Origin of the sequence: Polynucleobacter sp. CS-Odin-A6, from assembly GCF_018882095.1 — a bacterium.
Classification (GTDB): Bacteria; Pseudomonadota; Gammaproteobacteria; order Burkholderiales; family Burkholderiaceae; genus Polynucleobacter.
Window position 1 is genome coordinate 338,946 of record NZ_JACVPD010000002.1, and the last position, 19,288, is coordinate 358,233.

Here is a 19,288-nt window from a genome sequence, read left to right on the forward strand (position 1 = left end):
TCATTTGGATAATGAAATCCTTTTTGATCTTGGCCTTGCTTTACTTGGCCTATGTTGATTGGCGTACTTTTCGCTTGCCCAATGTCATTACACTGCCCTTGATCTTTTTAGGCATCGTTTTTAATTGCGTTTCAGACCTCTCCCTCACATCCCCGGCTTCAGCCTTACTTGGGGGGATTCTGGGTTATGGATCACTGTGGGCATTAAATGCTGGCTATCGTCTGCTCAAAAATCGCAATGGTATTGGCATGGGTGATGCAAAACTCTTAGCAGCCTTGGGCGCTTGGTTAGGTTTGCACTCTCTACCTACCATTCTCCTGATCGCCTCTATCACGGGGCTTATTGGTGGCATCGTTTGGCTCAAATGGAATCGGCACAATGTTGGGAACGCATTCCCTTTTGGCCCATTTCTAGCTTTTGCTGGCATCATTGAATTGCTATGGCCTCAACTCATTCAGACTTTGATCCTACCCAGACTGATTTAAAAGCTTTAAAAGGGAAAATACCCTTGATTGGCTTAACTGGTGGCATTGGTTCCGGCAAGACTGCCGTCAGCGACTTGCTAGGAGAGCTTGGAGCTGGAATTATTGATACAGACCTGATTTCTCATCACATTACCTCCTCTGGCGGTAAAGCAGTTACATTGATTACCGAGGCATTTGGATCTGAATTCATTGATCCTCAAGGCGCTCTGGATCGCCCTAAAATGCGCACCCTCGTCTTTTCAGATCCCAAAGCTAGGCAAACGTTAGAGCAAATTACTCACCCTTTGATTCAGCAAGAAACGGCAAAAAACGCTTTTAAACTAGCAAAACTCGGGGTTCCTTACCTAGTTTTTGTTGTTCCCCTCCTTATTGAATCCGGCTCATGGATAAAACTGATTGACCATCTAGTGGTGGTAGATTGCCCAGAAGAAACTCAAATAAAAAGAGTGATGCAGCGCAGCAATATGACTCGATCAGAGGTAGAAAATGTCCTTAAAGCACAAACCACCCGAGAGATCCGTCTAGCCGCCGCTGATGCCGTGATTAAAAATCAAGGCAGCCTGGAAGATCTCAAATCTGAGGTTTTCCATCTGCACCAACAATTGCTCAGAATTTAGGGAGAGCCCCTGAGTTCGTCATAGAATGTAGGCTTGTGATCGTCTACGAATATCCTTTCAATGAATTAGTCCGAAGCATGCTTCGGCTAGAGTACTTGTTCGCCCGCTTTAATCACTTCCTAAGATCTGATGATCCCGAGCTCCATCACAATGCAATTGCGATGTTATTTGATTTGGGCGACATTGGCTCTCGAGGTGACATTAAGTCTTTGTTGCTCAAAGAATTCGAACGTCAAAAATATACTTTGCAGGGCTTGAAGTCCTCTCAAAAAGTAGATCAGGAGGCGCTTTCACAAACGCTTACTGAAATTGATAAGGCTGCATTGAGTATTAATCAGTCGATGGGTAAGCCTAATGCGGTGATTAGCGAAAGTGAATGGTTGAATGCTATTCGAACGCGCTTAAATATTCCGGGTGGAACTAGTCCAATTGATTTACCAAGCTACCATGCTTGGAAAAATACTCCCTCGACTCAACGCAGGGAGTTATTAGAAAAATACATTGCGCCACTTTTACCATGGCAAGAAGCTTGTCAAATTTTCTTACGTCTACTCCGCCAATCTGGTGAAGCCAAGGATGTTGTTGGACATCAAGGCTCTTATCAACAAGCACCCTCCGGCAAGGTGTATCAACTGATGCGCATTGCCGTAGAGGATGACACCCTCTTTTCTGAGATCAGTGCTAATAAATACTTGCTATCCATTCGATTTCTAAAAGCAGATCGCGATAAAAAACCTCAGCTTCTCAATGAGGATGTGCCTTTTAGACTTACCCTCTGCCAGTTCTAAGCCCTTAGTAGTCTGAGCTTTTCGAGCATTGGCCATGCCGCTGGCAATAAGGGCTCCACTGTTGGAACTGCATCTCCGAGTAACTGCCAAGAAAGTAACTGTCCTTCGCATCCCATCGGTACCCCATTCCATTGCCGAATAATGCTGACATGTAAACGAACATAAGCATGTGGATAATCGTGTTCTAAAACAACTAACTCTTCGCTAGACTCAATTTCAATTCCAAGCTCTTCCCTTAATTCGCGTTTGAGCGCTGCAAATACAGATTCACCACTTTCAATTTTGCCGCCCGGAACTTCCCAGTAGCCTGCATAAGGTTTACCCTCTGGACGCTGGCCCAAGAGGTAGCGCCCCTCTGCATCCAATAAGATCCCAGCGGCAACTTCGGTAACGGGACGATTCAATTCACTCATCAAAAAAATAAATACCTAAACAGTATGTGACCCAGCCCAGTGCTTCGCGAACTGCCAAGCTACTCGGCCAGAACGTGAACCACGCTCTAATGCCCAAACCAATGCCTCAGCTCGCGCATCTTCTATCTGCGAATCACTTAAACTAAAATGGCGTAACCAATGGGCAACGATTTCCAAATACTCATCCTGTTTAGGCGGATAGAAAGAGAGCCACAAACCAAAACGCTCTGACAGTGAAATCTTTTCTTCAACTACTTCGCCCGGGTGAATTTCTCCATCATCACTATGAGAGTAGCTCAGATTGTCTTTCATATGCTCAGGCAATAGGTGACGACGGTTTGATGTGGCGTAGATCAAAATATTATCGACTTGGGCGGATACCGAACCATCCAATGCGGACTTCATAGCCTTATATCCAGACTCACCGTCTTCAAAGGAAAGATCGTCGCAGAAAATAATGAATCGCTCAGGCCGATCACCCAGCAAGTCAGTAATATCAGCTAAGTCTGCTAGATGTTCTTTTTCTACTTCAACTAAACGCAGTCCCTGAGTAGCAAACTCATGCAAGCTCGCTTTAATGAGCGAAGACTTGCCTGTACCTCGTGCACCTGTGAGCAAAATATTATTTGCTGGTTTCTTTTGAATGAAGTTCTTAGTATTGTCACGAATCGCATCGCGTTGACGATCAATATTTTTCAGATCTTCAAAGCTAATATCTGCTACATGTTTGACCGGCTGCAGAAATCCAATGCTACCAAAGATACTGTCACGTCGACGCCATCTAAATGCAGTGGAAGACTGCCACTGCTCTTCAGTTAACTGCTTTGGTAGAAATGTTTCCAAATGGCTCAGGAGCTGGTCTAGTTTTTCATTCATCTCATGTTTTCCTATGAGCGGTAGTCAGCATTAATGGAAACGTAGTCATGTGATAGGTCGCAAGTCCACATGGTCTGTTTTGCTGATCCACGACCCAAGTCAATTTTGACGGTGATTTCTGCTGCCTGCATCACTCTTTGACCATCAGCCTCTTGATACTCAGGATTGCGGCCACCATTCTTAGCCACCCACACATCACCAAGCCACATTTGCACTTGGTTTACGTCAAGATCAGTGATACCAGCGTAACCAATAGCAGCAAGTATGCGGCCCAGATTGGGGTCACTAGCGAAGAAGGCGGTTTTTACCAATGGTGAGTGAGCTACCGCCTCAGCAACCAATCGACACTCTTTCTCCGTCTTGCCGCCCTGTACATCAATCGTAATAAATTTAGTGGCACCCTCGCCATCACGCACGATCATTTGTGCTAGTTTGCGTGCAAGCTCTATTAAAGCAGTCCTTACCAGGCCATAACTAGGGTCATCAGTAGATTGAATCTGCACTGATGATTGGCCTGTTGCAATTATGATGAAAGAATCATTCGTTGAAGTATCACCATCTATTGTGATCGCATTAAATGATTGATCTGCAACTTCACGCGTCAAACTGGCCAACAAACCCGGTGCAAAGCCAGCATCCATTGCAATGAAGCCCAGCATAGTCGCCATATTCGGATGAATCATGCCTGCACCTTTGCAGATGCCGGTCATGGTGACAAGACCTAACGGCGTCTCCACTGCCAAAGAACTGGCTTTAGGCTGCGTATCGGTTGTCATGATGGCTTCTGCAGCATCAAACCATAGATCTTCACCTAAATTAGCAACTGCCTTCGGCAACGCATCAATCAATTTAGCAATCGGTAAGGGCTCTAAAATTACGCCTGTAGAAAAGGGGAGAATCTGCTCAGGGTTCAGCTGTAACTCTTTCGCAAGTGCAGCGCAAGTTGCTAGGGCATCTTTCATACCCTGATCACCTGTTCCTGCATTCGCATTACCAGTATTCACTACCAAAGCGCGAATCTCCCCCTTAGTGCCATCATGGGCTAGATGCTCTCGGCAAACCTGAACTGGTGCAGCGCAAAAACGGTTTAAGGTAAAGACACCTGCGACTTGGGAGCCAGCAGCCAAAGTCATTACCAGTAGATCTTTGCGATTGGCCTTTTTAATACCGGCTTCTGCAATACCCATCTGAAAGCCTTTGATAGGCTTCAGCTGATCTTTTAGGGGGGGTGGTAGGTTAACTGTCATGATCTGACAATTGTAGATGAGGCCCTGCAGAGCTGCAGAATTCGGCAGCTCTTTGACAATCAATAGACTAACTTAATGCGCCGCAACAGTTCTTATATTTCTTACCGCTGCCACAGGTACAAGGATCATTTCGACCAATCTTGGGCCCTGTACGCAGTGGTGCTGGCGCAATTTCAATTGCTGCACCACGATCACCTGTTGAGCCGGCAACCTCAAGGTCTGGATCTGAATGTTGGTATTGGACATCTGAGAGCTTAGCTAAATCTTCATTGATGGATTCAGAGGCTTCATCCAACTCACTCGCACTCCGAATTTGTACCGTCATGATACTTTTCGTCACATCACTCTTGATGACATTTAATAATTCACCGTAAAGCTCGAATGCTTCGCGACGGTATTCTTGTTTTGGATCTTTTTGAGCGTAGCCACGCAAATGAATGCCTTGACGCAAATGATCCAAGGCCGCCAAATGCTCCCGCCAATGGGTATCTAGGCTGTAAAGCAAAACAGATCTCTCAAATCCGGCAAAGGAAGCACGACCGGAGAGCTCGACTTTCGCATCATAGACTTCTTTTGCGGCCTGCAATACGTACTCAATAATCTGCCCGTCTTCCATCGAGGCAGCACTCTCAACCCAATTTTTCAGGTCGATCGTTAAACCCCAGTCATTCGCCAATATATTCTCAAGCCCTGCTAAATCCCATTGCTCTTCCATCGACTCAGGCGGAACATACAAGCCACAAATAGTACGCAGGATGTCTTCACGCAAATTAGCAATCAATTCGCCAACATCGTCGCTTTCTAAAACTTCATTTCTGAGGCGATAGGTTTCTTTACGCTGGTCATTGGCAACGTCGTCGTACTCTAATAACTGCTTACGAATATCAAAGTTACGACCTTCAACCTTGCGCTGAGCAGACTCAATCGAGCGAGTCACCATGCCGGCCTCGATAGGCTCTCCATCCGGCATTTTGAGGCGATCCATGACTGCGCGCAGACGATCTCCAGCAAAAATACGTAAGAGGGCATCATCCAAGGAAAGATAGAAGCGGGAAGAGCCGGGGTCGCCTTGACGACCTGCACGACCACGCAGTTGATTATCAATGCGGCGACTTTCGTGGCGCTCCGTACCAATAATATGTAATCCGCCAGCAGCTAAAACCTCATCATGCAGACTTTGCCATTCGTCTTGCAAAATCTTAATTTTGCTAGCCTTCTCAGCCTCTTGGAGCTGGTCATCCGCCTGGATTAAAGAAGATTGTTTACCTACATTACCACCCAACACAATATCTGTACCACGACCAGCCATATTGGTGGCAATCGTAATCATCTTCGGTCTACCAGCCTGAGCAATGATTTCCGCTTCACGAGCGTGCTGTTTGGCATTTAAGACTCGATGTGGCAATTCACGCTGATCTAGTAGGCTCGCAATTAACTCAGAGTTTTCAATCGAGGTAGTGCCAACCAGTACTGGCTGACCACGTTTAAAGCAGTCATCAATATCTTTGATCACTGCGTCGTAACGCTCGCGTGAAGTCTTGTAAATTTGATCTTGCCGATCTTTTCTTTGACTTAGGCGATTCGGTGGAATGACTACAGTCTCAAGGCTATAAATTTCCTTAAACTCGTATGCTTCCGTATCAGCAGTACCGGTCATACCGGCCAATTTGCCATACATCCGGAAATAGTTCTGGAAGGTAATTGAGGCTAAGGTCTGGTTCTCATTCTGGATCTGTACACCCTCTTTTGCCTCAACCGCTTGATGCAAACCATCTGACCAACGACGACCCTGCATTAAGCGCCCTGTGAACTCATCAACAATAATGACTTCATTATTTTGGACTACATATTGTTGATCACGGTTGTATAGGGTGTGTGCACGCAAGGCTGCATACACATGGTGCATTAATGTAATGTTTTGGGGAGCATATAAAGATTCGCCATCGTTTAAAGCGCCAAGCTCAACTAAGACTGTCTCCGCCTTGTCATGACCGCGCTCAGTTAGATAGACTTGCTGGGACTTTTCATCTACCCAATAATCACCTGGCTTTTCAACACCAGTGCCATCGGCTTTTTCCTCGCCGATTTGACGCTCTAAATAAGCAGGCAATGCATTAATTTTGATGTAGAGATCCGTATGGTCTTCGGCTTGACCAGAAATAATCAATGGAGTGCGTGCCTCATCAATCAAGATCGAGTCCACCTCATCAACAATCGCATAAGCTAGCCCGCGCTGAACGCGCTGACCAAAGTCTTGCACCATATTATCGCGGAGGTAATCAAAGCCAAACTCATTATTGGTACCGTAAGTGATATCGGCAGCATAAGCCTCCTGCTTAGTGGCGTGCTCCATCTGCGATAAATTCACACCAACCTTCATGCCCAAGAAATTGTAGAGGGTTGACATCCACTCTGCATCTCGCTGAGCCAAGTAATCATTCACAGTAATTACATGAACACCCTGACCGCTTAATGCATTTAAATATACAGGCAGTGTTGCAGTTAAGGTCTTACCTTCACCTGTTCCCATTTCCGCAATCTTGCCCTGATGCAATGCAAGACCACCCATCATCTGAGCATCAAAGTGACGCATCTTCATAACGCGAGTACTGGCCTCACGAACGACCGCAAAAGCTTCCGGAGCCAGGTCATCCAATGACTCACCAGCAGCCAAACGAGATTTGAACTCAGCAGTTTTTGCTTGCAGTGCAGCGTCATCCAAAGCTTGCAGGCTAGGCTCGAAAGCATTCACTTTAGCAACCGCTTTGCGATACTGTTTTATGAGGCGGTCGTTACGACTGCCGACCAAGGTTTTAAGAAGACCGATTACCATGGGATATTGAAGTAAATTAAGACCTTGAGTTTATCACCCGTACCCTATTTTTATATGAACTTTTCCTCCAAACCTAAGCCTATGAAAGTAGCCCATGACTGGCTGGACTACTTACGTGATTCCGAGGGGCTCGGTGGAATTTTGGCCAAAACGGAAGATCTAGCCAAACTCAAAGTGGCACTCAAGGCCGCTCTATTTGAGTTGGATTTAGATCACTTAGCCTCAAAAATGGAAGTTGGATGGCGGACTGGCAGTCAAAATGAGCTATTTTTATTGGTGGGTGGGGCGAGCATTGCTACTCGACTTCAGCAAGTTTTACCTAGCTTAATCAATGGTTTAGCTAAGAATGGGGTGGTTTGTTCGGTTATTAAAGTACGCCTAAAGCCAGCACCAACTACCTGGGACATTAAGCCGCGTGAAGGTCGCCAGGCGACAGAAAAAGCGAGGGGATTTAATGCGGTAGCAAGGGCATCTTGGGAGTCTTTGGTCGATAAGTTGGCTCCGGATTCCGACTTACGTAAGGCAGTTGAACGCCTTCTTCAAAACAAACCCAAGTAAAGATAGATAAAACCTCAGGAGGCGGTTTCAGAAAAAAAGGGGCTGACTCTCTTTGGAGTATGCCGCAGGAGCCTTACTTTCTGGAAAGCTTGTAATCTCATAAGCGCTTGGGTCCTCTAACAACTTTCGTAAAAGCGCGTTATTGAGGGCATGCCCTGATTTTTCTGCCACATAAGACCCAACAATAGGGTGCCCAACCAAGTAAAGATCCCCAATGGCATCCAAAATTTTATGGCGCACAAACTCATCTTCATAACGTAGTTCTTCGTTATTCAGGATGCGGTGCTCATCGAGCACAATCGCGTTATCTAAACTTCCGCCGCGCGCTAAACCCATTTCTCGTAATGCTTCAACCTCATGGGCAAAACCAAAAGTGCGCGCACGACCAATTTCACTTCGATAAGCGTGCTCAGCAAAATCTACTACAAAACGCTGACCTGTCTTATCAACGGCCGGATGCTTAAAGTCGATTGTGAAATCCAATTTAAAACCAAAGAAAGGTTCTAAGCGGGCTAGCTTATCGCCTTCTCGGACTTCAATTAGTTTTTTAATAACTAAAAATTGTCTGGGTGCATCTTGCTCTGCAATACCAGCAGACTCCATTAAGAATAGAAATGAGGCAGCACTACCATCCATAATCGGCACTTCTTCGCCATCTAGCTCAATGAATAAATTATCAAGGCCTAAACCGGCACAAGCCGAGAGTAAATGCTCGACCGTGGAAACGCGTACTCCATCTTTTTGAATAACAGATGCAAGGCGGGTATCGCAAACCGCCAGAGCGGTAGCCGGTATCACCGACTGCTCTGGGGTATCTACACGCACGAATACGATTCCTGAATTCACCGGAGCAGGCTTAATCGATAAAGTCACCTTGCGCCCAGAGTGCAAGCCAATCCCTACAGTTTTAATCGGGGTAGCGATGGTGCGTTGCTTCATGTTGGTCTTATCTCAATTCAGGAATCACTACTTAAAGTTGCTTTAAAACTGAAGCGGCATCGCTTACTTCAAACTTACCGGGCGCTTCACGATCTAAAGTTTTTACAATGCCATTTTCAACGATCATGGCATAGCGGTCTGAGCGAACTCCAAAACCACGAGCAGTCAAATCTAATTCTAGGCCCAGTTTCTTTGTAAATTCGGCACTACCATCGCCAAACATGCGAATCTTATTACCTACTTTTTGTTCACGTCCCCAAGCACCCATAACAAATGGATCATTTACTGAAATGCACCAAATCTCATCGACACCCTTTGCTTTAATCGCATCAAAGTGTTCAACATAACTAGGAACATGCTTTGCAGAACAAGTTGGCGTAAATGCGCCAGGCAATGCAAAGATCACTATTTTTTTACCAACAGTCAGCTTCTCAACTTCAAATGCATTCGGACCAATGGCACAGCCTTCAGTTGCTTCATCTAAAAACTCATACAGAGTGGCATTCGGTAATTTTTGTCCAACTGCAATCATAAGATCTCCAATTAATACATAGTTGTTATAAGCATGCCAACGCTAGCGCAGGATTCGTCGTCCGGAGGGGCGCTGCGCTGGCATTTCAACGTCTATTGTATGAGCTTTGCTTAGTCTGCTTGCTTACGTAAAAAGGCTGGAATTTCATAATAATCAGCCCCTTTATCCAACATCGATTTAGCCTGTGGTGAGCTATCAGCGCCTAATGTAGGGGCTGGAGCAGCTTCACGCGAACTGCGGAAAACCCGCGGCAAATCATATTGACTGTAATCAACACTGTTACTTGTTGCTTGAGTGGTCATTGAAGGCGCACTACCAGACCCTGTCATTGCTAACCCAGCACTGGTACTCAAAGCAGAATCCAAGCCTACCTTACTCATTGCAGCTGACGCACTTGCGGGAGCGAAGCTATTTAAGTCCGCCATGGTCGGCATTGCATCATGGGTACCCGTTGCTTGTCTCCAAACTACTTCTGGTTGATGACTTTGACGTGCAAGTGGGTTATTTAATCCTGTTGCAACTACAGTCACTCGCAAGGCATCGCCCAAAGATTCATCATAAACAGTACCGAAAATCACTGTGGCATCATCCGCGGCATAACCACGAATCGCAGCCATTACTTCGCGAGTCTCAGATAACTTTAAAGAACGGTTAGCAGTGATATTCACCAGAACGCCTCTGGCACCAGACAGATCAACACCTTCAAGTAATGGCGATGCCACTGCAGCTTCAGCAGCTAAGCGTGCACGATCCATGCCAGAAACGGTTGCCGTTCCCATCATCGCCTTGCCTTGTTCGCCCATGACTGTTTTTACATCCTCAAAGTCAACGTTGATTAAGCCTTGGACATTAATAATTTCCGCAATTCCAGAAACGGCGTTGTGCAATACGTCGTCCGCGCAGGCAAAGGCCTTATCGAACTCAGCATCCTCACCCATGACCTCAAAGAGTTTTTCATTGAGCACTACGATCAATGAATCCACATAAGATTCAAGTTCAGCCGCGCCATCTTCTGCCACCTTTAAGCGCTTGACACCCTCAAAATCGAATGGCTTGCTAATTACGCCAACTGTCAAAATACCCATTTCTTTAGCGACTTGAGCCACAATTGGCGCAGCCCCAGTACCAGTACCACCACCCATTCCAGCGGTGATGAACACCATATGAGCACCTTGCAAAGTATCTGCAATACGCGCACGTGCCTCTTCAGCAGATGCAGCACCAATTTCAGGCTTTGCTCCAGCACCAAGTCCACTAGAACCTAGTTGCAAATTCACAGATGCCTCAGAACGCTGTAAAGCGCCCGCATCGGTGTTCATGCAAATAAACTCTACGCCATTAACTCCACGGCGAATCATGTGCTGCACAGCATTACCACCCGCACCGCCAACTCCGACCACTTTAATAATGGTTTTGCCAGCTGTTTCTTGATCTAACATTTCAAATTCCATATACCCTCCTAGGCAATAAACGTACTACATTAACGACGACGAAAAAACTTAAAAATTTCCTGCAAACCATTCCTTCATGCGCGAAACAACACTTTGTAAAGCGCCTGATTGAGATACACGACGGCCTCGCAACAACTGCGCCTGACCTTCCATTAACAAACCGATACTGGTAGCAAATCGTGGGCTACGTAAGACTTCATGTAAATGACCGCGATATTCTGGAGTGCCAACACGTGCTGGACGCAAAAATACTTGTTCAGCAAGTGCAACCATTCCTGGCATTAAAGCAGTGCCGCCAGTAAGAACAATTCCTGAAGACACCATATCTTCGTAACCAGAGTCACGTACAACACCTCGCACCAAAGTAAATAACTCTTCAACTCGCGGTTCAATCACTGCAGCCAATGCCTGTTTAGACATTGGGCGTGGCTCACGATCACCCATCCCTGGCACATCAATCATCGTCGTGGGGTCTGCCATATCTTGGCGCGCAATACCATACTGAATTTTTAAATCTTCTGCATCGATAGTAGGGGTTCGTAATGCCATCGCAATGTCATTAGTAATTTGATCCCCTGCGATTGGAATGACGGCAGTATGGCGTATGGATCCTTGACAATAAATAGCAATATCCGTAGTTCCACCGCCAATATCAACCAATACAACACCAAGCTCTCTTTCATCTTCCGTTAATACCGCCAGACTCGACGCCAGCGGTTGCAAAATGAGATCATTTACCTCAAGCCCACAGCGACGCACACACTTCACAATATTTTGTGCGGCACTAACAGCACCAGTAACAATATGTACCTTCACCTCAAGACGAAGGCCGCTCATACCAATGGGTTCACGAACGTCTTCTTGACCATCAATAATGAATTCTTGAACCAGGATGTGAAGAATTTGCTGATCAGTTGGAATGTTGATTGCCTTAGCTGTTTCAAGGACGCGCTCAACATCTCCCGCACTCACTTCTTTGTCACGAATAGCCACCATGCCGCTAGAGTTGAAGCTCACAATATGGTTTCCAGCGATGCCAGTAAATACCTGAACAATCTGGCGATCAGCCATGACTTCGGCTTCTTCAAGCGCCTTCTGAATGGACTGGACAGTTGCCTCAATGTTGACAACAACACCTTTCTTTAGTCCCTTAGACGCAGTTTGGCCTACGCCAACAACATTAAATTGACCATCAGGCGCTAATTCAGCAACCAAAGCAACCACCTTAGAGGTGCCAATATCTAATCCGACCAATACATCGCGGTTATCTTTACTCATTCTCACTCCTCATTGCTTCTACTCATTTTTCTACTATCTATTTCATTCTTTTTCAGGCTTGCCGAAGCAAGATGCACTGCAAAGCCATTTGCATAACGAAGATCAATCGCATCTACGCGATTTGCCCATTTCTCTTGAACTTGTGGCCAATACTTAAACAATCGTGCTACCCGATCCTCAGTTAAGGTCTTGTCTGAATTCTCTTCATCTCTCCCGAATTCCACCTTCATGCCATTAGATAATTTGACATGCCAGGCATAGCGCTCGGAGAGAGCTAAACTTTTTACCTCTGTATTCCAGGGCTTGAACCAAGCATTCGCTTTCTCGTATAAGCGCATTACTTCTTTGCTAGCATCCTCTGGTCCAGAGAAATCAATTAATTGAATCCCATCGCCTATATCGGAAATACGACCTACAAAGAGTTCACCATGGGTATTCATCAGGGTATGACTATCAACTCCACCCCAAGTGCCAAAAGGCTTTTGCTCTTCAATACTTACAATTAATCCATTGGGCCAAACTCTGCGGACATTCGCATGACGTACCCAGGGCATTGATTCAAAGCCCCGCTTGACATCTTCCAGCCTGACACTGAAAAAATTGCCTTGAACCGTTTCTAATACTTGCTGCTTCACTACAGGCTGATTAATATGTTTTAGTGTTTGACCAACAATAGGCTCGATGACTACTTGGCGTAAGGTAAATACTGGCCGCTGGCTCAACCAAACAAGCATTCCAATACAAACCGCTGCCGCAAAACAGTACATCAAGAAACGACTCAATTTTTTCATCCGCTCTGGATAATTCCAAAGTGGGGATGCAAGCGAAGTAAATACCTCTCCGAATCCATTTAAGAAAGAGTTCAACTGACTCATGCTGACTCAGCACCTTTCCTCTTTAGTGTTTGACTGATAAGCCAAAGCACCAATTCTGCATAATCAATGCCAGCTGCTTTCGCTGCCATAGGTACCAAAGAATGTGATGTCATTCCCGGGGAGGTATTCATCTCAAGGAGATAGGGTTTGCCAGTTGTATGATCCAACATCACATCAGCACGACCCCATGTCTTGCAATCGAGAGCACGATAGGCAGCTAAAGCCAATTCTTGAACTGCAAAATTCACCTCTGGGGACAAGCCAGTTGGACATAAATATTGGGTTTCATCTGAAAAATATTTATTATGAAAATCGTAATTGGCCTGCGGAGGAATAATTTTTATCACTGGTAAAGCTTCAGCATCCTTGCCATAGCCAACCAATGGACAAGTGAGCTCATCACCAATGATGCAAGTTTCCGCAATTACTTTTTTATCCATTCCTGCCGCAAGCTGATAAGCGGCAGGTAACTCGTCGACAGATTTCACCTTAGTCAAACCCAATGATGAGCCTTCATGTGCGGGCTTAACGATCAACGGCAAGCCTAAACGCTGCACTACCGCGTTCCAATCACTATCGGCTTTTAATTCTTGAAACTCTGGGGTCGATAGACCGCTACTCAACCAAATACGCTTGGTTGCAATTTTGTCGATCGCTAAAGCAGACGCCAATACACCACTGCCGGCGTAAGGTAAATCTAGGAGCTCAAGTAATCCTTGAATCGTACCGTCCTCGCCGTAACGTCCATGCAATGCGATAAAGATACGGTTAAATTTTTCTTTTGCTAATTCAGTTGGACAACGTAATCCTGGATCAAATGCATGGGCGTCAACACCCTTAGAGAGCAATGCCTCTAAAACACCACTACCGGACATTAATGAAATCTCACGTTCGCCAGAGCGGCCACCGAGCAGAACACCTACTCGACCAAGAGAGTTCACATCTAAACTTGCGAGATCCCTCTTAACGCGCTCGCCCCATGACATAAATGCTTGATCTTGCTTAGGCATGCTTTGCCTCCGCTAACACATGGGGTAATCCAGAAATAGAACCTGCACCCATCGTAATCAACACATCTCCATCGCGGAGTAAGGCGCTTAATTTTTCTGGCATCTCAGACACTGTCGGAGCAAAGGCGACTGCGGTCTGATCCAGAGGGATCTTTAGAGTCTTGTCAACTGCAAGTGCCGCCTTCATAAGACTTTGCCCATCCGCCCCGGAAATCTTTGCCTCACCTGCTGGATAGACTTCGGTCAACACAAGTGCATCAAAGTTTTTGATAACCTGGACAAACTCACCAAAACAATCACGCGTGCGCGTGAATCGATGAGGCTGAAATGCCAATACCAAGCGACGGCCTGGATAGGCTCCGCGTGCTGCAGCTAAAGTAGCTGCCATTTCTACGGGATGGTGACCATAGTCATCTATTAGCGTAAAGCTGCCACCCGCTTCCAAAGGAATTTCGCCATATTTTTGGAAGCGACGGCCAACGCCGCCAAATTCAGATAACGCCTTAATGATTGCCTCATCACCGACACCCAATTCGGTTGCAATTCCGATGGCAGCCAATGCATTGTGAACATTATGAAGGCCGGGTAAATTTAACTGCACTTCTAATGGGCCTGGCTTATTACCATGACGGCGAACTGTCTTACGATCCACCGTAAAGTGCATACGAGTACCTTCAGCACGCACATTGCTAGCCCGAATATCGGCATCTTCTGATAAGCCATAACGCAATACCGGCTGAGATACAAACGGAATAATATCCCGCACATTAGCATCATCGATACATAAAACAGCAACACCATAAAAAGGCATACGCTGGATGAACTGTACAAAAGCTTGTTTCAATCTCGACATATCATGCTGATAGGTATCCATATGATCAGCATCTATATTGGTCACTACTTCCATAACAGGGAATAGCTGTAAAAAGGAGGCATCGGACTCGTCTGCCTCAACCACAATGAAGTCACCTTGACCTAAGCGTGCATTGGCACCCGCAGAATTTAACTTTCCACCAATCACAAAGGTGGGATCTAAGCCACCTTCAGCCAATACTGAGGCTACCAAACTGGTCGTGGTTGTTTTTCCATGCGTACCCGCAATCGCAATGCCCTGTTTTAAGCGCATGAGTTCACCCAGCATGACGGCGCGCTGAATCACTGGCACCCTAGCTGCACGGGCAGCTAAGACTTCAGGATTATTACCAGTCACTGCGGTAGAAATAACAACGGCTTCTGCAGTACCAATATTCTGAGGATCATGTCCAATATGAATCACTGCACCCAAGCCCCTTAAACGCTTGGTTACAGCACCTTCAGTCAAATCAGATCCAGAGACCTGATATCCCAAATTCAGGAGCACTTCGGCAATGCCGCTCATACCAGCGCCACCAATACCTACAAAATGAATTTGCTGAATAATATGCTTCATATTCCTACCCCCGCGCAGTCTGCACATACTTCGGCAACACGCTGAGTGGCATGTGGCTTGGCTAATGCATGGGCACGCTCAGCCATCGTCTTTAAATCTTGACGATTAAAATTTTGAATCATCAAGGCCATATCCTGGGGATTCAGATCTGCTTGCGGCAAAAGAATTGCTGCATCTGCATCTGACAGAAAGCGTGCATTTGCAGTCTGATGATCATCAATCGCATAAGGAAATGGGATTAAACAGGATGCAACACCGCAAGCCGCAATTTCTGAAACTGTCATCGCACCCGAACGGCAAATCACTAGATCCGCTTGAGCATAGGCAGTGGGCATGTCGTCTATAAATGGACGAATATCAGCCTCAAGACCTAGCTCCGAGTAGCGTTTTTGAAGTTCTGCCACATGTTTATCCCCAGCTTGATGAATTACTTGTGGTCGAGCTGATTTATCTATTAAGGCTAGTGCAGCAGGCACAGCATCATTTAACGCGCTAGCACCCAAGCTTCCCCCAACTACTAAAATGGATAGAGGGCCAGTACGCGCTTCATAACGTTTAGTTGGCGCAGCTACTGCATCAAATTCTTCACGGATTGGGTTTCCTACCCATTCAGCTTTAGTCATCACATCAGGGAAACCCGTTAAGGTACGCATAGCAATTTTGGCTAAGGCCAGATTGGCACTACCCGCCACTGAATTAGACTCATGCAGGACTAGAGGCTTTTTTAAGAGTTTTGTCATCAAGCCGCCAGGAAAAGTAATGTAACCACCCATTCCTAAAATAACGTTTGGATTTAGGCGGCGCATAATTTTCCAACTCTGATAGCTTGCTCTCGCCAGATTCAACGGAAGCATGAGCTTCGCTTTGAGGCCCTTCCCACGAAGTCCACCAAAATCAACCGCCTCAAAAGGGAAATTGCATGCCCTTACAAGGCGATATTCCATGCCATTTTTATTACCTAGCCAAGATACCTTCCAGCCACAGTGACGTAGATGTTCAGCAACAGCAAGGCCAGGGAAGATATGTCCCCCAGTACCGCCAGCCATCACCAAAATGGAAGGCTTGGTCATAACTTACCTCCCCGCATCAAGATTCGGCTCTCATAATCAATGCGAAGTAGCATAGCTATTGCAATCGCATTCATCAAAATTCCAGAGCCGCCGTAACTCACCAATGGAAGAGTTAAGCCCTTAGTGGGCAGCAAACCTAAATTCACACCCATATTGATAAAAGCTTGCCAGCCAATCCAGATCGCCACACCTTTGGCAGCAAGGCCAGCAAAACTACGATCCAACTGCAACGCAGTACGGCCGATTAAAAATGCACGACGTACGATCCAATAAAACAGAAAGATCATCACCACTACACCAACAAATCCAAGCTCTTCACCAATCACAGCCATGATGAAGTCCGTGTGAGCCTCCGGTAGATAGTGGAGTTTTTCAACGCTACCACCCAATCCCAAACCGAACCATTCACCACGGCCAAAGGCCATCAATGAATGGGTTAACTGGTAGCCTTTATTTGCTGCATTATCTGCCTGCCATGGATCCATAAAGGCTAGCATTCGTCCTCGACGAAAAGGCGATAGTGCAATCATGATTGCCCCACTCATAATGCCGACCAAGATCAAGCCACCAAATAATTTAGCATTGATACCGCCTAAGAATAAAATTCCAAAGGCAATTAAAGCTACTACTACAAAAGCACCCATGTCTGGCTCAGCCATGAGTAAACCCCCTACCAATGCAACAGCGATACCCATCGGTAACATGCCCTTAACAAATGAATGGAGATATTCTTGGCGTTGCACTGTATAGCTCGCTGCGAAAATGACTGCGGCGAATTTCATTAATTCAGATGGCTGAAAACTCAATAAGCCCAACGGAATCCAACGCTTAGCCCCGTTCACTCCCTTTCCAATTCCGGGGATCAATACTGCAATTAATAGTATGACTGTGATGCCAAAAATGACTGGAGAATATCGATCCCACACAGAGGTGGGAATTTTAAAAGCCCAGATACCTATCACTAACGCGATAGTCAACGAAATCAAATGGCGAATTAAAAAGAAGTTGCTACTGTAATTTGCGTACTTAGGGCCATCAGCTAAAGTGATTGATGCAGAGTAGACCATGACTAAACCAATCAGGGCCAAAGAGAGTACTGCCCAAACCAATAGCTGGTCGTAGTCCATCATGCGAGAGCGGGTTTGCTCAACACCAGATACGGCATCTCTTAAGCCGCTGCGGAAATTATCTATTCCACCTCTTGAGAAATTCCAGAAGCGGTCAAGACCCAAGCGACTCTCAGGAAATATTTTTTCCCTCAAATTCATGCATGAACTCCTTCGAACTGCATTCCTAGCTCTTGAACTTCTGCAACAAATGCTTCCGCACGGGCAACGTAATCGCTGAACTGATCAAAACTTGCGCAAGCTGGTGACAGTAAAACGATGTCGCCAGACTGAGCTTGCTTAGCGGCTTCGGCTACTGCATTTTGCAAAGTCTTACTCATGATGCAAGGAGCAGATTCCGATAAGGCCTCAGCGATGATCGGAGCATCCTTACCAATTAAGAAAACACCTTTTACAAATCGTGTTATCGGGTCACGTAAGGGACTAAAGTCTTGGCCCTTGCCTTCACCGCCAGCAATTAACCAGATTCGTTTATTTGAATCATTAGCACTTAAACCATTTAGCGCGGCAACTGTTGCACCTACGTTAGTGCCCTTACTGTCATCTATGTACTCGACGTTCGACACAATAGACACGCTTTGAACACGATGAGGCTCGCCGTGATAGTCACGTAAACCATGAAGCAATATATTCAACGGCAAACCAGCAGATCTTGCTAAGGCTAATGCAGCTAGCGCATTTAAAGCATTGTGACGACCACGAATACGTAAGGCATCAGCTGGTATTAAACGTTTCAGTCTTAATGGCTCGTCTTCTATCACCACAGCTTTGCGGCGACGCTTAGGTTGAAGCTCAAGATCCTCATCTACGTCAGCCCAAACTAACCAATCAATTCCACCTGCGCGCAGATCATGCTCAATTCCAAAGGTACCCTGTTCATTTGGGCGATTGGCACCAAAAGTAATGATGGATCGATTGGTTTTTTGCTCATCAGTCAGTAGACTCATCACCAATGCATCATCACGATTCAAGATGCAGACAGAATCTCGTCCAAAGATATTGGCCTTTGCATCTATATAGGCCTTCATATCACCATGCCAATCCAAATGATCTTGGGTAATATTCAATACTGCTGCTGCTGTAGCATTAAAGTTGCTCGTGTAGATTAACTGAAAACTAGAGAGCTCAAGTACCCAAATCTCAGGCATATCTGCGATTTGATCTGATGCATCCAAACACGACATTAGTTGATCTAAAGCTGCGGGGCTAATATTTCCAGCAACTGCAACACGCTTGCCAGCACGCTGACACAATTGGCCAGTTAATACCGTGGTGGTGGTTTTCCCATTAGTGCCAGTAATAGCCAAGACAGCGGGTTGATATTGCGAGTGATCTACTTGAGCCATCCGATCTAACGCTGCCAATGCTCTAGCAAAGAACTCTAGCTCACCCCAAATATCAACACTTAACTCCTCCGCTCTTGCCAAGAAAGAAGCTGTTGGCTCTAGCGATGGTGATAAACCAGGGCTAATACCGATGACATCAATATTTTTTAAATCAGCATTATCAAGAGAGCCAAAATATGCATCTTTGAGGCCAGCAAATTCCAAATCGCTGAGCCACGCTTTTTGCCGTTCATTCAGCTGTTCACGATTGCGCGTGTCTACAACACTAACCTTTGCACCATTTCGTAAACACCACTTAGCCATTGCATAGCCGGATTCTCCCAACCCCAATATCAAAAAATGTTGAGGCGCTTGATAGCGCTCATCTGTAATCAGTGCAGGATTAGCGAAGGCTTGGTCTAAGTTATGCATATT

At 45.9% G+C, this 19,288-nt stretch carries 18 protein-coding genes; 4 read left to right on the forward strand and 14 right to left on the reverse strand.

All coding sequences use genetic code 11. From position 1 onward, the window contains the following. The first annotated feature begins 11 nt into the window (after positions 1–11). From ICN15_RS06415 to zapD, 3 genes are read left to right on the forward strand one after another with little or no spacing between them, the layout of a single operon-like run. Positions 12–485, forward strand: coding sequence for an A24 family peptidase (locus ICN15_RS06415; protein WP_255532893.1), 474 nt, complete (start codon positions 12–14; stop codon positions 483–485). Beyond that, on the forward strand, positions 440–1,102 hold the full coding sequence (gene coaE / locus ICN15_RS06420; RefSeq protein ID WP_216862804.1) for a dephospho-CoA kinase: 663 nt from the start codon (positions 440–442) through the stop codon (positions 1,100–1,102). Before ICN15_RS06415 ends, coaE begins: the two co-directional genes overlap by 46 nt. A 35-nt stretch (positions 1,103–1,137) precedes the next feature. Continuing rightward, complete coding sequence (gene zapD, locus ICN15_RS06425; protein ID WP_216201868.1) at positions 1,138–1,890, forward strand: cell division protein ZapD; 753 nt, start codon at positions 1,138–1,140, stop codon at positions 1,888–1,890. Here the strand turns inward: zapD and ICN15_RS06430 are convergent. The 4 genes from ICN15_RS06430 to secA all read right to left on the reverse strand — a co-directional run bounded on the left by ICN15_RS06430 (position 1,887) and on the right by secA (position 7,259). Then, a complete protein-coding gene (locus ICN15_RS06430) occupies positions 1,887–2,303 on the reverse strand; it encodes an NUDIX domain-containing protein (protein ID WP_216201870.1) in 417 nt (138 codons plus the stop codon). The two genes, zapD and ICN15_RS06430, sit on opposite strands and share 4 nt — an antisense overlap. A gap of 15 nt (positions 2,304–2,318) precedes the next feature. Further along, positions 2,319–3,179 carry an ATP-binding protein gene (locus ICN15_RS06435; protein WP_216201872.1) on the reverse strand — a complete coding sequence of 287 codons (861 nt, stop codon included), beginning with the start codon at positions 3,177–3,179 and terminating at the stop codon, positions 2,319–2,321. 11 nt (positions 3,180–3,190) lie between these two features. Then, positions 3,191–4,426, reverse strand: coding sequence for a bifunctional glutamate N-acetyltransferase/amino-acid acetyltransferase ArgJ (argJ, locus tag ICN15_RS06440; protein WP_216201873.1), 1,236 nt, complete (start codon positions 4,424–4,426; stop codon positions 3,191–3,193). Between the two features lie 67 nt (positions 4,427–4,493). Continuing rightward, the gene (gene secA / locus ICN15_RS06445) at positions 4,494–7,259 is read right to left on the reverse strand and encodes a preprotein translocase subunit SecA (protein WP_216201875.1); all 2,766 of its coding nucleotides are present in this window, start codon (positions 7,257–7,259) and stop codon (positions 4,494–4,496) included. A gap of 81 nt (positions 7,260–7,340) precedes the next feature. On the opposite strand from secA, the gene ICN15_RS06450 reads away from it, so the two are divergent. Next, positions 7,341–7,817, forward strand: a complete 477-nt coding sequence (locus tag ICN15_RS06450) for a hypothetical protein (RefSeq protein WP_255532895.1) — start codon at positions 7,341–7,343, stop codon at positions 7,815–7,817. A gap of 27 nt (positions 7,818–7,844) precedes the next feature. Here ICN15_RS06450 and lpxC read toward each other — a convergent pair whose 3' ends face one another. From lpxC to murD, 10 genes are all read right to left on the reverse strand, one after another. Continuing rightward, positions 7,845–8,756, reverse strand: a complete 912-nt coding sequence (lpxC, locus tag ICN15_RS06455) for a UDP-3-O-acyl-N-acetylglucosamine deacetylase (protein WP_216201878.1) — start codon at positions 8,754–8,756, stop codon at positions 7,845–7,847. A gap of 31 nt (positions 8,757–8,787) precedes the next feature. Next, on the reverse strand, positions 8,788–9,288 hold the full coding sequence (locus tag ICN15_RS06460) for a peroxiredoxin (protein ID WP_216201880.1): 501 nt from the start codon (positions 9,286–9,288) through the stop codon (positions 8,788–8,790). 110 nt (positions 9,289–9,398) lie between these two features. Then, the gene (ftsZ, locus tag ICN15_RS06465; protein WP_216201881.1) at positions 9,399–10,739 is read right to left on the reverse strand and encodes a cell division protein FtsZ; all 1,341 of its coding nucleotides are present in this window, start codon (positions 10,737–10,739) and stop codon (positions 9,399–9,401) included. A gap of 48 nt (positions 10,740–10,787) precedes the next feature. Next, complete coding sequence (gene ftsA / locus ICN15_RS06470; RefSeq protein ID WP_216201882.1) at positions 10,788–12,017, reverse strand: cell division protein FtsA; 1,230 nt, start codon at positions 12,015–12,017, stop codon at positions 10,788–10,790. Positions 12,018–12,019: 2 nt separating this feature from the next. Further along, positions 12,020–12,892, reverse strand: coding sequence for a cell division protein FtsQ/DivIB (locus ICN15_RS06475; RefSeq protein WP_255532896.1), 873 nt, complete (start codon positions 12,890–12,892; stop codon positions 12,020–12,022). Continuing rightward, positions 12,889–13,878 (reverse strand): D-alanine--D-alanine ligase, encoded by a 990-nt coding sequence (locus ICN15_RS06480; RefSeq protein ID WP_255532919.1) that lies wholly within the window; start codon positions 13,876–13,878, stop codon positions 12,889–12,891. The genes ICN15_RS06475 and ICN15_RS06480 overlap by 4 nt, the downstream gene beginning before the upstream one ends. A gap of 16 nt (positions 13,879–13,894) precedes the next feature. Next, entirely contained in the window at positions 13,895–15,331 is a 1,437-nt protein-coding gene (gene murC, locus ICN15_RS06485) for a UDP-N-acetylmuramate--L-alanine ligase (RefSeq protein WP_216201886.1), read from the reverse strand. Then, entirely contained in the window at positions 15,328–16,401 is a 1,074-nt protein-coding gene (gene murG / locus ICN15_RS06490) for an undecaprenyldiphospho-muramoylpentapeptide beta-N-acetylglucosaminyltransferase (RefSeq protein ID WP_216201887.1), read from the reverse strand. The genes murC and murG overlap by 4 nt, the downstream gene beginning before the upstream one ends. Next, on the reverse strand, positions 16,398–17,669 hold the full coding sequence (gene ftsW / locus ICN15_RS06495; RefSeq protein WP_216201889.1) for a putative lipid II flippase FtsW: 1,272 nt from the start codon (positions 17,667–17,669) through the stop codon (positions 16,398–16,400). Before ftsW ends, murG begins: the two co-directional genes overlap by 4 nt. Continuing rightward, positions 17,666–19,285, reverse strand: coding sequence for a UDP-N-acetylmuramoyl-L-alanine--D-glutamate ligase (murD, locus tag ICN15_RS06500; protein WP_216201891.1), 1,620 nt, complete (start codon positions 19,283–19,285; stop codon positions 17,666–17,668). Before murD ends, ftsW begins: the two co-directional genes overlap by 4 nt. Positions 19,286–19,288: the final 3 nt, after the last annotated feature.

Bases quoted from the DNA above. Each gene is read 5' to 3' on its own strand.
- argJ (WP_216201873.1), bottom strand. From the start codon at position 4,426: ATGACAGTTAACCTACCACCCCCCCTAAAAGATCAGCTGAAGCCTATC.
- ICN15_RS06460 (WP_216201880.1), bottom strand. From the start codon at position 9,288: ATGATTGCAGTTGGACAAAAATTACCGAATGCCACTCTGTATGAGTTT.
- lpxC (WP_216201878.1), bottom strand. From the start codon at position 8,756: ATGAAGCAACGCACCATCGCTACCCCGATTAAAACTGTAGGGATTGGC.
- secA (WP_216201875.1), bottom strand. From the start codon at position 7,259: ATGGTAATCGGTCTTCTTAAAACCTTGGTCGGCAGTCGTAACGACCGC.
- ftsZ (WP_216201881.1), bottom strand. From the start codon at position 10,739: ATGGAATTTGAAATGTTAGATCAAGAAACAGCTGGCAAAACCATTATT.
- ICN15_RS06415 (WP_255532893.1), top strand. From the start codon at position 12: ATGAAATCCTTTTTGATCTTGGCCTTGCTTTACTTGGCCTATGTTGAT.
- murC (WP_216201886.1), bottom strand. From the start codon at position 15,331: ATGAAGCATATTATTCAGCAAATTCATTTTGTAGGTATTGGTGGCGCT.
- ICN15_RS06450 (WP_255532895.1), top strand. From the start codon at position 7,341: ATGAAAGTAGCCCATGACTGGCTGGACTACTTACGTGATTCCGAGGGG.
- ICN15_RS06475 (WP_255532896.1), bottom strand. From the start codon at position 12,892: ATGAGTCAGTTGAACTCTTTCTTAAATGGATTCGGAGAGGTATTTACT.
- ICN15_RS06430 (WP_216201870.1), bottom strand. From the start codon at position 2,303: ATGAGTGAATTGAATCGTCCCGTTACCGAAGTTGCCGCTGGGATCTTA.
- murG (WP_216201887.1), bottom strand. From the start codon at position 16,401: ATGACCAAGCCTTCCATTTTGGTGATGGCTGGCGGTACTGGGGGACAT.
- ICN15_RS06435 (WP_216201872.1), bottom strand. From the start codon at position 3,179: ATGAATGAAAAACTAGACCAGCTCCTGAGCCATTTGGAAACATTTCTA.
- ftsA (WP_216201882.1), bottom strand. From the start codon at position 12,017: ATGAGTAAAGATAACCGCGATGTATTGGTCGGATTAGATATTGGCACC.
- ftsW (WP_216201889.1), bottom strand. From the start codon at position 17,669: ATGAATTTGAGGGAAAAAATATTTCCTGAGAGTCGCTTGGGTCTTGAC.
- ICN15_RS06480 (WP_255532919.1), bottom strand. From the start codon at position 13,878: ATGTCATGGGGCGAGCGCGTTAAGAGGGATCTCGCAAGTTTAGATGTG.
- coaE (WP_216862804.1), top strand. From the start codon at position 440: ATGGCCTCAACTCATTCAGACTTTGATCCTACCCAGACTGATTTAAAA.
- murD (WP_216201891.1), bottom strand. From the start codon at position 19,285: ATGCATAACTTAGACCAAGCCTTCGCTAATCCTGCACTGATTACAGAT.